Here is a 16,052-nt window from a genome sequence, read left to right as displayed (position 1 = left end):
TAATTGTTTATAATTGGTAATTTTTACATGATCACACCACTAATCACACATAACAATCCTCAAATGGTCATTAACATCAGGCACTGGTGGTACGGTGATGTGAAGAGCTATCGGATACGAACCATCCGAAGCATGCTCGTTAAGTCTTATATGTCCATAAGCTGCCGTGAGCGGATATTCATAAAAAATAAGCCGAAACGATTAAAATCGTTATCGGCTTATTCGTACAGTGTTCGTTACCCAATATACTCCACGATACATTCCGCCTCAGGGTTCGCCTGCGTCACATTCGAACCCGCCACGAGCTGAAGGCTGCACTTCTCGGCTGAGTCGCAGCGGAAGTACAGATCCTGCTTCAAAAGAAAGCCCTGGGAATGGTTCGCTGCCGTCAGCGTTGCTAGCACGGTAGGAGTTGCTTCAGTCGTTTGCACAGTAAAGGTTGCTGCACCCGTGGAGGTTACAGCACCGGCAGGCGACTGCAAAAAGATGTTGACGATGCGGGCATTGACCGGCACATAGAACCCTATCGTCGTCGAGGCTGAATACGGGAATTTGCCGTCGGCTCGTTTCACCGAAATGGCAGTTCGTTTGGTGATGCCGAAGGAGCTTTTCTGGAATCCGTAATCGCATTCCCATGATTTGCGGGAAGGATCACCCTGCCCCCGCGTATTCGTAAAATGAATCGTCGGCGTTCCGCCTGCATTCGTATTCCCGCCTTCCGCCGTAAACACGATAAAGTCGGATGGACTCGTATGCTGGTTGATTTCACAGTTTTCGTAGACGATATTGTGAGGGTATTGGAAGCTGTTGACCCTATACATGTATTCGTGCTTGCCGAGCAGCCGGCAGTTATCGAATTTGATGATGGGCATTTTGGTATTGTTGCTGTAGAACGTTGCAACCAGCTCCGTGGCGGCACGCAAGGGGACCGAGCTCGAAGTGTCTACATTAATAAAGGAGACGATGCCGGCGCTCCACTCGCAATAGATCAGCTTGCTGTTGGCGTTGCGATGCTCCATTCTCGAACCGATACAAAGAAAACGTTCCACACCATAGGAATGCGTAGCACCGAGCAATTTGAAAAATGTGCCTGCATTCGCTCCAATATGAATGTAGCTTCCGCCCCATACGGTAATATTGCCGCCTTTCTCGAAATGGAGAAAGTCTCCTTCCTGCACCTCAAAGTTGCAGGAATAGAAGTTGTAGTTCAGGAACTGGTCCGAGCCCCCAGCCGAGGGAACGTAGACACCTTTCGTGCAGGTTCCCGCCCAATCCACTTCACGCCAGTTCATTTCGCTGTTCGTGTCCGTACCTTCCAAATGGAACGTATACCCCCAGCTTCCGCGAAAGCGAATCCTTTCGAACGTCCAGCTCTGCGGCTGACCTGTCGAGTAGGACCGCATAAAATGATTGCTTGTGCTGGTAGAGTAGAATTCAATATCGGAGATTGAGCAAAACTGCCAAGCGTTATTGTTGTTGGCCAAATACGTTCCTGTAGCAGAGGGGCTGTAAATGACTTGGGTAACGCCTGATCCGGCACCCTGGATATGCAATCCCACCGTACTCGTCGTATAGCTGCTTCGCAGCAGGGATTCCGGCTGTGTGATAAGGTAGGAACCCGGTGGCAGGAACAGACTGACTCGGCCGAGCTTGCTTCCCGTCGATCCCGGGGCAGGATTCGTGACCGCCTTGCTCTCCGCATATGCAATAGCCGCCTGGAAAGCCGCTGAATCATCCGTAGTGCCGTTGCCGACGGCCCCGAAATCCTTGATGCTGACCCACTCGCGCAGCTTGTCCCCAGCCGTACGGGTGGTCAAGCCTGCTGCTTGCAGGAAGGAAACATCATCCGCATCTACAGTACTAAGAAGCTGAGCGTTGGTTGACCCGTATACCGAATCCGTAACAGACGGCTGATTGCCAGTCAAAGCGTTGGCTACGCCATTGTTCAGCAATACGCCGGTCATGGCAGCAGCGCCTGTCATCCCGATAGCCGTCAGCATTTCCCGGCGACTCATCCTTTTGTCCTTTTCTTCGGAATCTTTGTTCTTATCCATTACTATCCCTCCTAAGATTTAGTAAAGGTAATCTCAACAAGACAAGTCACTTCTGTAGTTCTCTGAACACGTGATAAACAGCCTCCGCAACACCATCTCCAAAGGTGCCTGCTGCTAAATAACCGCGTGTAGGGTGAATTCGGGCCTTCACCTCCTCTTCGGCATTGCCGGGAGCGGCAGCCCTGAACCCGAAGCCCCCGTCCAGCATGGATAGATCATTGCAGCTGTCTCCTATGACGAGCGCCTCCTCCGTGGGAATTCCAAGCGTTTGACACGCTTGGGCCAACACAGGGCCTTTGCCCACTGTCGAGTGGCGAACGCACACGCCCGCAACATTGCGCACCGTATAGTACGGCAGCTTGCTTTGGAGCAGCCAGTCGGCTATAACCGTCTCGCCTGCTCTGGCTGTGTCGGCGCTGCTGAACAGCACCTCCACGAAGCCTCTGCCTGCTTCCTTCGCCTCTTCACACCGTCGAGAGGCAGCATCGATCTGCGACAGCTTGCCTTCCAGTAAAGCGGAGACGCCAGGCATAATGTCAGCGAAATGTGATCTTTCGATGCGTTCCACCTCTTCATTCCACTCCGTCTCCGGCTTATACTTGCCCTCATCATCCAGCAAGTGAATCAAGCGCTCCTCAGATACGATAACTTGAGGCCAGCCCTCCTTTTCTGGAACAATCCCTTCACGATGAAGCAGCTCCAGAATGAACGGCAAATCCCTGCCTGTTACGATCGCAACATGCATTTGTTGAGCTGCCGCTTGACGCAAGGCTTCCACCCCGGATGATTTGAATCCATATCTGCCGACCGTCCCCCCAAGCAACGTTCCATCCAAATCCACCGCTATCAGCTTCATGCTCCTGCAAGCTCTCCTTTCAGTCCGATCAAGTATTGGCCAATCGCTACAGCGTAGCGCAATCCCTCTTCCCGCAGCGCATTCGGCAGTACACGAATCGATTGATGTGTCTCATAAGTCAAATCTCCCTTGTAATCTATATCGTGAAGAGCCGACATAACCGAAGCCCATTGAATTGATCCTTGAAAGGGCAGCAAATGCTGATCCTGCACTCCATCGTTGTCGTTAATATGAGTCGCTTTAAGCCTATTGCCGAATTTGCGTATTTCGTTCGGATGAATTCCTTGCTCATGCGCGTGACCTGTGTCCAGACAGCCACCGACCAACGGATGATTGAGCGCATCGATCAGCTCTATCAGCTCATCGAACAAAGCACAATACGTTCGACGAACCGCATGAGGGCGAGCCGGACGGTCATAAAAATTTTCCAATGCAATGCCGACCCCCGTATGTTCCATGACAGGAAACAGCTGCTGAAAAAACTTCACGTTAAACTCCTTCGCCTCACGGTTCGACTCCCCCTCTACCGAGACACCGCTGGAGTGAAAGACGACCCATGGCACCCCGAGAATGGAGGCTGTTTTAAGCGACCTTTTGGCAAGAGTCAAGAACGAATCGATATCAAGCCCTGGCACCATTTGCTGGAACAATCGTCCATGCACCGGGCCATGCATTTGAGTAAAGCGCAGGCCGTTCTCGTCCGCTACCTGGCGAATGCGATGCGCCCAAGCCTCTTCTTCCTCCCAGGACTTGGTCATAACATCCTTCTGGTGATCCCAGTAATTAAAATCCAGTGCTTCGAAGCCTGCTGCCTTGCAGACAGGGATCGCTTGCTCGTAATCGGTTCCGAACACATTTAACGATGTGGAAATATTCATTGTAAATTATCCTCCTGAATCATTTCGTTCCCTGCGACTGAATATATCGGGTAAGTTCTTCCTCCGCCTCCCGTAAGGCCGTGTTTACGTCCTTTTTATCGGCGATGTAGTCGAGGAACGTCTTTTTCAAAATCTCATTTCCCTTGGAGTGGTAAATCGAGAACGGCGGGGCATAAGCCGGACTGCTTCTAAAAATTCCCTGCAAATTTTTCCCTTTCAGCGTAGACAGACCGTTTCCAAACACTTTTCGGATCTCCGGATTGGACAATGCAGATAACTTGCCCATGCTGGAGCTTAAACTCTGCACCTCATCGGACAGGAACACCTCGATCACTTTCATTGCATCGTCCTTATGCTTGCTCGTGCTGGTCAGCATGACCACATTCAGGTCATACATTCCGTAGGTGTTGGGAAATTCCTTGTAGCTCGGGTACTGCACTAAATCCCAGTTCAAGTCCGGTGTTTTCTCCAGCTGGTCGAACATATTGACCGTCCCTACCATGGCGAGCGTCTTCTCTTTCGTAAAGCGACCGGTGCTAATTTTGCCTGGATTATCCGGACTCGAATAAAGCTGCTTACCCAAGTCGAACGCTTTCTTGTAGGCGTCACTGTTCACCAATACCTTGTTGGTCTTGCCGTCTACGGGAACCAACGATAACGGATACGTCAATCTGGAGAGGGAGTCCATATCGAAGCCGCTGTACTGCACCCCGTCCTGCATTCTGGACATCTTGCGCGTGAGCTCAACTGTGTCCTCCCATGTCATGCCGTCTATGGGGTATGGCACTCCGAACTTGTCGAACAAATCCTTGTTGTAATAGAGCGCATAAAACTGAATTTGGTAAGGGACTCCATAGATCTCGCCTTTGTCAGACAGCTCCTTGATCGTTTCCATGGCTTTCGGGTCGAACCGACCGAAGTCGAAGCCGGCCTTGCGGGCGTATGGCGTCATATCCTCGAAAATGCCGTACTGCTTGTTCCCATTGATATTACCGTTCCACATCAGAATCAGATCCATATCCTCTTTGGCGGCTATGGTGCTCTCAAACTGTGTCGCATTTTTGGCCAGCATTTCGACCGTGATGTATGGGTATTTCTTCTTCACTGGCTCTGCGATCAGCTTGTTAAAATCAGACTCCGACATCGGATTGTACGGAAACAGCTTTAACGTCACCGGATCAGGATCTTTGATCTTCGGTTTACTGTCTCCTTCCTTCACGCTTGGTTCCGGACCTCCGCATGCCGCCAACGCCAACAGGGTGAAAACGGTTCCACAAACGAGTGCGAGCTTTGTTTTCATGGACCGAGCTCCTCTATACAGAAGTGAATTACTGTCCTCATTATCCATCATGTTCATGCCGATTAGGAATATCAAATGGTAGGCTGTTTTTTAGCAATTTGTAGGGGTAAGGTTAAAAAATTGTAAAGATGGACCTGTGGAACAGTTGAAATATGTAGTTTAGATTAAGTACTTTCGGAAAAAAGAAAAGTAAGTTATCATGTGGATATAAAGCGCTTACAGTTCGGATTATTCAAGAAACGGCAGGTGGTTTCGATGCAAGAATACACCCACGAATACGCAGAAAGATGGATTCATGAGACCGATTCCTTCGACAAGAGCAGCGGTCTATTCCTCCTACATATGGGACATAACATCGCTAAGCCGGATTACAGCAATGGCCCTCGGCAGAAGGCGCATTACACTATACATTTTGTAAGGGAAGGGCGTATCCAGTTTATATACGGTGGTAATGAGGTGGAGCTAGGTAAGGGCGATATGTTCTGCATGTTCCCCCATACGTCCTATACGTATCGGATCGCTCCCTCCGAATCCCGCTTGAAGATGATCTGGTTTGCCTTCAATGGCAGCCAAGTACCTGAATTAATGACAATGGCCGGATTCGCACCGGACAACACTTATCAACGCAAAGTCATCGATCCCGATTTGGAATCGATCTTCCACCAAATGACCCAAATGCCCAAGAACCTGGGCAAGAAGCAATTGGTACTCTGGAATAGCCTCATGTACCGTATTTTCGCTAAGTTCATTCCTGAGCAAGAACCTACAACAGCCCCTCGCACACCGGATTTCTGGTTGAGAAAAAGCTTGGACTTCATTCACACCTGCTACGCCGAGCAAATCACCGTCAACGATATCGCAGCCTACGTCAGCATCCATCGCACGCATTTCTCCAAAACCTTCACGGAACACGTCGGCGTCCCGCCAGTGAAATATTTGCAAAATGTACGGCTAGATAAGGCGACTCAGCTGCTGAAGCAGACATCCTTGTCGGTTACGGAGATCGCTCTGACCGTCGGGTATCCTGATCTGTTTTCTTTTACGAGGGCTTTCACGAGGCAGTTCGGGGTTTCGCCTAGCCGGGTTAGGGGGGATAAATAAGAAGGTCACTTTTAAAATTGAATAAAAAAATACAACGGGGAGACTTTAATGTCTCCACCATTGTATTTTTACATATTACTGAAAAGTAATATTATCTAAACTTGCATAAACCGAACGGGATGCTGGATATTGGCCAACATCAACTGAAATATAGAAGTAAATATTTCCTGTGTATCCTGGTGGTAACTGGATTGTATGTGTTCCACTATCACTGAAATCATCATCCCCTGGGCTTGTGGCCTCATAGAGATAAAAATCATTGCTATGTTATAGCTGGCCAGCTACTAAAACATTATTACATTTATTACCAATGAATAAAATAGGGGTAATGTGCTTTGTTAAGTATGTCCAGCGGCTTCCATCTCTACAAGGTTACTCACCCAAATCCTCCGAATGGAATGGCTCCATATACTCTTCAACATGACGCATGAATAAATAATCCAGACTGTTCAAATCTTCCTCTCTATACATAAGAAAAATTTGATTCAACGGGAACGGATTGTGCTCGATCGGAATCGCTACCATCTCTCCTGATTCAATTTCTGTTTGCATATAAAGCGGACATGATAGAAAAATCCCCATTGTGCTTTTAATCCAGAATTTGATCAGCTGCAAATTATTCGTCTCATAATGCGGGTCGTACAGCATATTCAAGTCTTTGAAGGTCATGTCGATTTTTTTCCGATGGAGGCTATCGGCTTCGTACAGAATGAGCCTCTCTTTCAATACCTCCTGCAAGCTCAGCGCCTCGCGTTCCGAATAAGGATGCTCTCTAGAGATAACGGCGTAGGCCGGGTGAGCATAGAGCAGCTTGAAGGTAATGCCAGGGTCATTGGCCGTATAGCGGGTGATGCCCATTTGGATATGCTTGCTTTTGAGCATTTTGACCTGCTCCTCTGTGGAGTAACAATAGACCTTCATGGCGATGCTCGGATGCACAGCCATGAAGCTCTCCAGAATAGGAGGCAGAATCGTGCCGGCAAAAGAGTTGTTGCAGCCCAGAGACAGTGTACCGGTCAATCCCTGCTTCATATGCTCCACGGCCTCGCGGCCTTGATCAAGCGAGGTCAATGCGCTTAAAGCATAGGGCAGGAAAGCATTTCCTTCTTCAGATAGCCGGACAGTTCCGTTCACACGAATGAGCAGCGGCTTGCCGAGTTCTCTCTCCAGCTGCTTGATCCGGTGTGAGACCGTAGGCTGAGGCAGGTACAGCTTATCCGCTGCTTTGGATATGCTCCCTGTGCGATATATCGTGACGAAGGTTAGAATTTGATCGAATGTCATGTGAAGCCTTCCTTCCCGGAATAGTCCGATCATCGGTTTAGCAGCCGAAGCCGCGAAAAGGATATTCAAAAAATGAATAAGATCATTCATTTTCGATCATTTACTTGTCTTCTCATCCTTCATAGTATATATACTACGAGGATTTTCCTTTGTAGGATATACCTATAAGCTCACCAATACAAGAGATAATACAAGATAAAGAAAGGTGACTTGCTATGAATATGGAAAAAGCGGTGCGGGCTGTCGGGATTTATGGCGGCGGTATTTTTTTCGGAGTGATGTCGGTGGCGCAGCCGTTTTTTACCTTGTACGCCGAAGCGCTGGGCGCATCTACGGCATTAATCGGCCTGATTGTAACTCTTAGAGCGCTGGTGCCTATGTTTATTGCCATGCCGATCGGGCAAATGATTGATACGCTCGGTCCGATGAAGATGACGAAGATCGGCTGTCTGCTGCTTATCCTTTCCTTGGGACTGACATCCTTCAGTACGACCTTGCCCATTCTTGCGATCTCCCAAGTGCTCCTTGGGACTAGCATGATTATTATGGCTTCATCGCTTCAAGTACTTGCCTCAGACGGGGAGCAGGACAAAGCGCTGCGCAACAAAAATATTAATCGTTTCTCGATGTGGAACTCAGCCGGCAATATGGTGGGCCCCCTGCTTGGCGGAGTTGTCGTAAGTTATTTTGGCTCCTCCTTATGGAGCTATCGGTCCGCTTTTATGGCGTCGCTTGTGGTATGCGTCATTTGTTACATCCTGATTCTATTAATCCGCAGCCCCGGCGATTCCGGTATACGGGGTAAAACAAAAGAACTATTTCAACCTAAAGAAATGCTGAACAGCTATGTCAGCGGCATTCATCTAACTCGTCACCGCGGGGTTCAATTCGGCCTGGTCGGCACGTTCCTGATCATGTTCATTCAAGCGTTATATGGGAGCTTCATTCCGCTTTACTTAAATAGTCACGGCTATTCCGCCTTCGTCATCTCCTCGGTGATCTCACTGATGGGCTTGTCCGGGTTTGTATCGCGCTTTTTGCTCGGGCGGCTGATGAAGCTGGCGACGCTGGAGAGAATTCTGATCTTTGCCGGCTGCATGGCTTCTGTCTGCCTGATCTTCATTCCCGTCGCTTCCCTGCACTTTATCGGGATCGCCATCCTTACCTTTCTGCTGGGCAGCTCCATCGGGATGAATTTGCCGGTCACCATTATGATTATGGTAGAGGAAACGAAGGAAACCGAGCGCGGTAAAGTGCTTGGGCTGCGCCTATTGACGAACCGTCTATCACAAATGACCGCTCCAGCCATGTTCGGCCTGTTAGGTCAGGCATTTGGGCTAACGGCAGCGTTCTATACCGGCGGCGGCATTCTGCTGGCTACGATGCTCGGTTTTGCGGTATACAGCTCGAATCGGAGGCCCTCAGTAAGCAGTGAAGAAGTCTCCGCGTCGGTTGGTGACACGGCTAATCGCGGATAATGTTCGAAGAGTTGGTAACGAATGAGCCAAAAAGCTGGAGGTTCCAATCTTACGTATTTGAACCCTACCAGCTTTTTTAACGTTTCATCACCTTCTCTCGCAAGCTCACTCTCTGACCAGTTGGAAGTCAGCATGTCTTCGATCAATCATTTTCGTCCTCGAACTCAATTATTAACCCTCTTTCGACTAAATACTCTCTTATCTCCCGTGTACTAACTGGGATAGGCATCCCGTCTTCACGTAATCTTTGATCTGACCAAAATATAACAATGCTTTTGATTTCAGAAAGAAGTTCATCCTCTGGAGCCATTTTAAGACAATCTTTTAATATAGCCTTCGGATTGACTTCAAGCTCGGTTCGGAACTTGATTCGCAACGCAATCACATCCCCTATTAAACTGGTACAAACTAATAAGCAGCACGATGGTTCATGGCTTCCAATATAATATTTTCACAATTTCGGTGATCTTTTTTGATGTACTATCATTTGTTCACCTGTAATGTCAGACTGCATTTTTAATAATTCCAGTGAGGGATTGATTTCCGTTCTGACATCATGCCTCAAGTGGAATAAAGGAGATGTTTCATCTGTAGCTTCCTTTCGTTGTGGATTCGATGCTCTCTGGTTCTCCAAGCTAAAGCTTAAATCAACTTATTCAAAGGGTCCTGTAAATGTACCTTATTTTAAGCGAAGCTGTGCACGTAGCAACACCTAAAAAATAACCTTCCCAATGAGTGACGGTTATTGCTATTTAGTTTTGCCGTTTTCGTTCGATTATGATTGTCTCCGGCCTGCTGGGCCAAGCATTCGGACTGATCACCGCTTTCTACACCGGCGGCGGCACCTTTTACCTTTTAGTGGAAAAGTTAGTGAAATAGGTGGATTTCTTCAAATACAACAAGAACTGGATTCAATAGAATAAAGCAGGGAAACATGAACGATACCAATATGATGAAAAGAGGAGAAGAGGTAAAATGCGAGTTCCTCAAAAAGCTCACGCAGCAGACACAAACGAATGGGAAGAATTATCCGGCATATTGTCGGGGATCAAAGGCCGATATATGTCCCCGCCGCCGATAGAAAACGTCATAACGAACGGCTTCACCGCCGGCCAACTGTTAGGAAACGGTGATGTCTCTATTACTTCCGACGGCAGGGATGGGACCCAGACCTATTATATAGCCAAGTCCAACTTCTGGGCTCCGTCCAGCCAGAAGCTAACGTTTGGAGCCTTGTCGATCAAGGGTCCGAATTCAGGCATCGGAGCACAGTCGGATCACGACTATTTGCAGGAGCAGGTTATCCTGAACCCGAAAGTCCGATCGACCCTGCGAATCGAGGGCGAGCTTGTGAATATGCGAACCTGGTTAGCGGAGTCGGAAAACCTGCTCGTCACCGAGCTCAAGACGGATGCACAAGCCAAGGCCATCCCGATCTATGTCGATTTGGCGGTGCCCAGCGATGCAAGCTATCCATTCCAACGCGGTATGGATGACGGGTGTATCTGGGTGACAAGAACGAGTGCCGAGACTCCGGAGAGCCATTCTTGGTACTCCTTGGGAGCAGCGGCTGCGCGGGTTGTAGGCGCTGAAGCAACACCGTCCTTTCCCTTCGCGGAATCGGTCGTCACGTTTAATGACTCGGACGCCGGCTTTCAATTTACGTAGGTATTAGCCGATGGAACCTGGAGATATGAAAAAAACAACCGCCCTGGAGCGTTACATACAGATGCACACATCACGGAAACGGTCGGAGACTATTTTGAACACAAGTTCACAGGTTCCGGCATTGACTTCATTTCGGAGAGAAGCCCACTCACCGGCACGATAGACATCTATTTGGACAATGAATTCATAACGACCATAGACACATCTCTACCAACTATTCAGTGCCTTGATCAAGGGAAGCCGAGACTTGCAGGTCGATGCGGGGATGATTCCTGTCTGGCAAGAAATCATCGACCACTTGGTCGATTATCCGAAGGGTATGATGGACGGCAAGGAGGTTTTCCTGCTTGCTGATGAAATTAACAACCCGATTAAGGGCAATGCCCTGATCAACAAAGGCGATCAACCGATTATGCTAGAGGGTATTGTGCATCCAAGCGACAACATGGCGATCGGATCAGACCCGGCGCTGCTGCAGATCGCGAGAAACACCCTTGAATATATTAATCCGTTCGAGCCCGGGGTCCGCGGCTCATCGATGAACGGATTTCCCAAAACGTTTACCATCGCCGCCAGAGTCGGGTGGGAGCTGGAAGATTTGATCGGCAAATTCAAAGCCGTAATCCATTATTTATGGCGTGAGAACCTGACAGTCAAACAAAACGGCGGCGGGATTGAAACATCCGGCTCTATCGAGACAATCCATTCGATGCTGCTGCAAACCAATGAGGATATCATTCGTGTGTTCGCCAATTGGCCCCAACATCACGACGCCAAGTTCGTCCGGCTCCGTGCCAAAGGAGCATTCGTCCTGTCTAGCGAGCAGAAGGACGGCCGGGTTACGCACGTAGAAATCACGAGCGACAAAGGCAATACTCTGAGACTGGTGAACCCATGGGGTCAGGAACAGGTTCGCGTCATCGACGCAAACGGATCTCCGGTCGAGCCTACCATCGTAGATGGCATCATCACTCTTCTTACATCCGCAGGCGTAACCTACATCTTCATGCCAGAGAAGCATAAGATATAAGTTATCTTATCGCTTTTTCATCCACTATCACAAATTCCTCTGTGGAAATGTTTAAAAAGCTGGCTCTTGTGAGGGCCAGCTTAGCTTTTAATCATGGTCCGCAAACACGTACATCATCTAGAATTAGATATTTTTGCGGTCCATGACCTTTCATAATTCTTTATGTCAACAAACCTAAAACTGCAAATCCATACTATGAGTAACCCGATTTCTGCCATTTTCCTTAGAAGCATACAGAGCCTTGTCGGCATTCTTAATGATCGTTGCATCTGAATCTTGCGCAGTGATGGTAGCTATGCCTATACTCACGGTTAAGCTGCCCGTTTCCCAAGCGGAATGGGCGATGATACTCCGTAAATTCTCCGCTATTATCTTGGACTCCGATGCATCTATGTTAGGTAAGATCAATACAAATTCTTCCCCGCCGTACCTGGCGGCAATATCCTCTTTGCGCGAATGAGCTTTCAAGATGCTCCCTAATTTCTCTAGTACATGATCCCCCGTCTGGTGTCCGTAGGTGTCATTGATCTTTTTGAAGTGATCTATATCGACTATAAGGAGAGAAAAAGGCTGCTGAGTCCTGCGATACAAATCGATATGCTCTTCAAGCTTTTCCTGAAAAAATCTTCGATTCTTTAGTCCAGTAAGCTTATCTGTAGTAGACAATTCCACAAGCAGTGCATTCATCTCGATCAGCTCTGCTTGCTTCTGTTCAATTTCCATATGAAGTTGTTCTAACTTCACCAGGGCTTGATCCTTTTCCACGTAAGCCTCTTCGATTTGCTTTTTCGCGGATCGCAGCTCCTTCTCATAATCAATGCGCTTGCCCATCTGCATCAAGATGCAATCAATTACCTCTGTGCCTTCATGATCGAGTCTACGTCCATTTAATAGATAGGGAATCGACTGCCCGCTGCTGTCTTTTAAGCTTATGAACAGCTCTTCCACCTGTCCATTCAGATTAATAAAAGGATAGAAGTACGAATGAAAAATAAGCTTGTTAGCCGTAGACATGATAGATTCGAAATGCTTTTGTACCAAATCAGCCTTTGTATACCCCATCTTATCCAGTAAGGTTTGATTCACTTCCTTAATCAGTCCCTCGTGTGTAATGGAGATATACCCGCATGGTGCATATTGTAAGCGCTCATCCATGGTTGTCTATAATCCTTTCAATACAAGTTGATCCCTTCATTGACATTCAAGATATTCATTAATGAAACGGATGGTTTCCTCTGGATGACTGATATGCGGGTAATGACCTTTGGCTTCCATTAGCCGGAACGTACTGTCCTTCAAATGTTGGTGCAAATATTGCCCTACTTCCAGCGGTACGATACTATCGTCCGAGCATTGCAATATGAGGGTAGGCACTGTAGCTGCCGCCAAATCTCTCCTATGATCCGCGAAAAAGGTAACCTCCGCAAATTGTCTCGCGATAACAGGATCTGCCGAGATAAAGCTTCGCTCCAATTCTTTGGATAACATCGGAAGCTCCGGGTTATTCATCGCAAGGGGAGCCATAAAGCTGGCCCATCCTGCAAAATTCATTTCCATCATGTCCAGCAGCTCGGTAATATCGCTTTTTTCGAAACCGCCTAAATACACACCCTCTTCATTCAAATAACACGGGGAGGGTCCAATCATAATCAGCCTATCAAAATAGTCCGGGCGCTTAATAGAGGCAAGCATCCCGATCATAGAACTAATCGAATGGCCGATAAAAATAATATTTTTAAGCTCATAAGCTTCAATAATATCCAACACATCCTGCACATAGCCATGCAGCGTATCATATTTATCTGCCCTATAAGCGCTTAGGTCCGAATTTCCTGAGCCCACATAATCAAATTGAATAACGCGGTACTTTTTCTCAAATGCAGGTACAATATATTTCCACATGCTCTGATCGCACCCGAACCCATGTGCAAAAAGGATGGTTCGTTCCCCTGCTCCAATGACCTTCACATTATTGCGTATAGCAACATCGTTCATTTCCTATGACTCCTTCATCATCTCATTCTCTTCATTTTGAAGGGAGGAACTATAAATAGCAAGTTCATTATTGTGAGATTATGGATAAAACATATCTTCTATGGTAACTTATCGGAAAGTTAAGAGAAAATACGAAAAGCTGGCTCCATTGGGGCCAGCTTTGGTTAATTCTGGGTCAGTAAGTAATCTATTATTTAAATCTATTCGCTTCAGGATCTTCCGTATCATATTCTATCTTGTCTATCGCAGACCAAAGCTCAGCAGGAATCGGGAGACTGGCTAGCTCTAACGTTTGAGCGACCCGCTCCGGCTTCGACATGCCAACAACCGTACTCGTGACACGGGGGTCACGCATAGAGAATTGAAGTGCTGCGGCTGCCAGAGGAACATTATATTCCTGGCAGATTTGCGCAAAAGATCGTGCACGTTCAACCAGCAACGGAGGTGCATCGCTATAGGCATAGCGGGAGTAGGCATCTGGACCTTTTGCCAACATGCCGCTGCCATAAGGGGCTGCGTTGATGACTGCAACACCCAATCGGTTGGCGACATCCAGCAAAGGCTCAGCTGATCGATTGAGCAGCGTATATCGGTTATGGGTCTCAACCGCGCTGAACTCTCCGGTTTCTACATAACGAATAAGCATATCAACGGGCCCACCAGACATACCGATGTGCTCGATGATTCCTTGATCCTTGAAGCTTTTCAGTACCTCCAGCGGTCCCCCGGGTCCCATAACATTTTCAAAGGTGGTATGTTCCGGATCATGGATGTACACATATTGCAGGCGATCTAGTCCTAAGCGTTGGAGACTTCCTTCGATGGAGCGTTTGATTTGTTCACCGCTGAAATCACCTGTCTTTAAGCAGCGGTCGGCTTTGGTAGCAAGCACATAACCCGATGGGAGTCCGCCATTCTCTTTAATGACCTTACCAATACGCCGCTCACTCTCACCATCCCCATAAGCCGCAGCTGTATCAAGAAAGTTAATTGAACTTGCAAAAGCAGCACGAATCGTTGCTAGTGCTGTTTCTTCTGGTGCGCTAAAAGCAAAGGTTTCTGGCATATCTCCGAATGGAGCACCACCAACACACAGCGGAGAGACTAACAAGCCCGTACTGCCAAGTGGCCGATTTGAAAGCAACTGTTCCGACATAGAATGATTCCCGCTTCCTTTTAGAATATTTGTATTCTTTTACAAATGAATACTTATAGATTACCTAATCTTATTCAATCTCGTCAAATGTTGAAAGGGAATTTCGGTTTTATTTTTTCTGAATTATACACGATATTTACAGAAGCTTTCTCAGAAAGAACAGTTATCCCCGTAAATCAGTAAATCGAACAGCATCCTTTCATACTTCCTCAGGTCCCTCTTCTCTTCATCTAAGCGTCGCCTCAGCATTTCACCTCGGCTTGGAACCGAAACGGTATAGTTGGGAGTCAGACTTCTATGCACCCATCGTTTAGCAAGCTCCTCTTCTGGCAATCCTAGTAGTTGTTCCTCATAGATTCGTATGTCGCGTCTAGTGTCGTTAATCAGCTGCACTAGCATGGATTTGAAGGTGTCTGTGTTATCTATGTACTCCAACAGTGAGCCATACCACATATCCAGTTCCATGTAAGGGACTGGTTCGCCGTGAGGCCTGTAGTGAACACGACTGCCTGTTCCATCGGCTTCCATGGTTATGAGGAGATCGAAGAATGCGACGCTAGTTTCTTTATCTATGTAATTTTCAATTGCTTGTTGAGGTATCTTTGAAATGAAATATTTCAAGGGGGATCACCTCGCACAGAGTAATATTACGCTTTTGCGTACCAATACATATCTTATTATATGGTACGTTTTTGCGTATAGCAATACCTATACCCGTGTACAGTTGGTGATCCTTTTGGGCAAAAAAGTAATTGTAAACATAGCCAAACTAACGCAGAAGCACAATATTTCCTTACGTGAGCTCTCTAGGTTATCTGATGTGCGTCACGCTGCCTTAAGTGAGCTTTCTACTGGTAAAAGGGGAAATATTAACTTTAGTCATATCGAAAGAATCGCGGAAGCGCTGAGCATCAAGGATATTAGAGAGATTATAGATCTGGTAGAGGTTGAGGAATAAGTGGAAATAAAAAAAGCTGGCCAATGGTCATACCCCTGTCAAGTAGACAGATGAAAAAAGCTAAGCTGCCAACGCGCATCGATATTCAATCGGTGCGCGTTGTTTTAATTTGGCTTGAAAACGGTGGTAGTTGTAATCGTAAATATATTCTTCCACCGCTTGCTGAATTTCCGCTCCTGAATTACACTGTTTGAGGTACAACTTCTCTGTTTTGAGATGCGAAAAGAAGGATTCGATGCATGCGTTATCCAGGCAGGTTGCTTTGCGAGAGTGGCTGCCTTTAACGCCGAATGC

General features: G+C 47.4%; 15 protein-coding genes. 5 read left to right on the top strand and 10 right to left on the bottom strand.

Going from position 1 to position 16,052, the window contains the following annotated elements:
- Window positions 1-236: 236 nt before the first annotated feature.
- From BP97_RS0120685 to BP97_RS0120670, 4 genes are read right to left on the bottom strand one after another with little or no spacing between them, the layout of a single operon-like run.
- Window positions 237-2,054 (bottom strand): glycosyl hydrolase family 28-related protein, encoded by a 1,818-nt coding sequence (locus BP97_RS0120685; RefSeq protein ID WP_028550811.1) that lies wholly within the window; start codon window positions 2,052-2,054, stop codon window positions 237-239.
- 46 nt (window positions 2,055-2,100) lie between these two features.
- Entirely contained in the window at window positions 2,101-2,910 is an 810-nt protein-coding gene (locus BP97_RS0120680) for an HAD family hydrolase (protein ID WP_028550810.1), read from the bottom strand.
- On the bottom strand, window positions 2,907-3,788 hold the full coding sequence (locus BP97_RS0120675) for a sugar phosphate isomerase/epimerase family protein (RefSeq protein ID WP_028550809.1): 882 nt from the start codon (window positions 3,786-3,788) through the stop codon (window positions 2,907-2,909). The genes BP97_RS0120680 and BP97_RS0120675 overlap by 4 nt, the downstream gene beginning before the upstream one ends.
- A 19-nt stretch (window positions 3,789-3,807) precedes the next feature.
- Window positions 3,808-5,088 carry an ABC transporter substrate-binding protein gene (locus tag BP97_RS0120670; protein ID WP_028550808.1) on the bottom strand — a complete coding sequence of 427 codons (1,281 nt, stop codon included), beginning with the start codon at window positions 5,086-5,088 and terminating at the stop codon, window positions 3,808-3,810.
- Between the two features lie 255 nt (window positions 5,089-5,343).
- On the opposite strand from BP97_RS0120670, the gene BP97_RS0120665 reads away from it, so the two are divergent.
- Window positions 5,344-6,189 (top strand): AraC family transcriptional regulator, encoded by an 846-nt coding sequence (locus BP97_RS0120665; RefSeq protein WP_028550807.1) that lies wholly within the window; start codon window positions 5,344-5,346, stop codon window positions 6,187-6,189.
- A 372-nt stretch (window positions 6,190-6,561) separates the two neighbouring features.
- Here the strand turns inward: BP97_RS0120665 and BP97_RS39015 are convergent, their stop codons facing one another.
- Window positions 6,562-7,473: a LysR family transcriptional regulator gene (locus BP97_RS39015; protein ID WP_197035509.1), complete on the bottom strand. Its 912-nt coding sequence runs from the start codon at window positions 7,471-7,473 to the stop codon at window positions 6,562-6,564.
- A 215-nt stretch (window positions 7,474-7,688) separates the two neighbouring features.
- Between BP97_RS39015 and BP97_RS0120655 the strand changes: the two genes are divergently transcribed.
- The 3 genes from BP97_RS0120655 to BP97_RS0120640 all read left to right on the top strand — a co-directional run bounded on the left by BP97_RS0120655 (window position 7,689) and on the right by BP97_RS0120640 (window position 11,649).
- Entirely contained in the window at window positions 7,689-8,951 is a 1,263-nt protein-coding gene (locus BP97_RS0120655) for an MFS transporter (protein WP_028550806.1), read from the top strand.
- 975 nt (window positions 8,952-9,926) lie between these two features.
- Window positions 9,927-10,619: a hypothetical protein gene (locus BP97_RS0120645; RefSeq protein WP_028550804.1), complete on the top strand. Its 693-nt coding sequence runs from the start codon at window positions 9,927-9,929 to the stop codon at window positions 10,617-10,619.
- Between the two features lie 247 nt (window positions 10,620-10,866).
- A complete protein-coding gene (locus BP97_RS0120640) occupies window positions 10,867-11,649 on the top strand; it encodes a hypothetical protein (RefSeq protein WP_028550803.1) in 783 nt (260 codons plus the stop codon).
- A 174-nt stretch (window positions 11,650-11,823) separates the two neighbouring features.
- Here BP97_RS0120640 and BP97_RS0120635 read toward each other — a convergent pair whose 3' ends face one another.
- From BP97_RS0120635 to BP97_RS0120620, 4 genes are all read right to left on the bottom strand, one after another.
- Window positions 11,824-12,804, bottom strand: a complete 981-nt coding sequence (locus BP97_RS0120635) for a sensor domain-containing diguanylate cyclase (RefSeq protein ID WP_028550802.1) — start codon at window positions 12,802-12,804, stop codon at window positions 11,824-11,826.
- 36 nt (window positions 12,805-12,840) lie between these two features.
- Window positions 12,841-13,644 carry an alpha/beta fold hydrolase gene (locus BP97_RS0120630; protein ID WP_028550801.1) on the bottom strand — a complete coding sequence of 268 codons (804 nt, stop codon included), beginning with the start codon at window positions 13,642-13,644 and terminating at the stop codon, window positions 12,841-12,843.
- A gap of 190 nt (window positions 13,645-13,834) precedes the next feature.
- A complete protein-coding gene (locus BP97_RS0120625) occupies window positions 13,835-14,800 on the bottom strand; it encodes an aldo/keto reductase (RefSeq protein ID WP_028550800.1) in 966 nt (321 codons plus the stop codon).
- A gap of 150 nt (window positions 14,801-14,950) precedes the next feature.
- Window positions 14,951-15,421, bottom strand: coding sequence for a hypothetical protein (locus BP97_RS0120620; protein WP_028550799.1), 471 nt, complete (start codon window positions 15,419-15,421; stop codon window positions 14,951-14,953).
- Between the two features lie 115 nt (window positions 15,422-15,536).
- Here BP97_RS0120620 and BP97_RS0120615 point away from each other — a divergent pair, with 115 nt between their 5' ends.
- Entirely contained in the window at window positions 15,537-15,758 is a 222-nt protein-coding gene (locus BP97_RS0120615; RefSeq protein ID WP_028550798.1) for a helix-turn-helix domain-containing protein, read from the top strand.
- A 60-nt stretch (window positions 15,759-15,818) separates the two neighbouring features.
- On the opposite strand, the gene BP97_RS0120610 is transcribed toward BP97_RS0120615, so the two are convergent.
- Window positions 15,819-16,052 (bottom strand): IS3 family transposase (locus BP97_RS0120610; protein ID WP_028547792.1); only part of this gene is annotated, 234 nt, incomplete at its 5' end.

Origin of the sequence: Paenibacillus sp. UNC451MF, assembly GCF_000686845.1 — a bacterium.
In the GTDB taxonomy this organism is placed as follows: domain Bacteria; phylum Bacillota; class Bacilli; order Paenibacillales; family NBRC-103111; genus Paenibacillus_S.
Note: the sequence above shows the minus strand (reverse complement) of the source record. Positions and strands in the feature narration are given on the sequence as shown.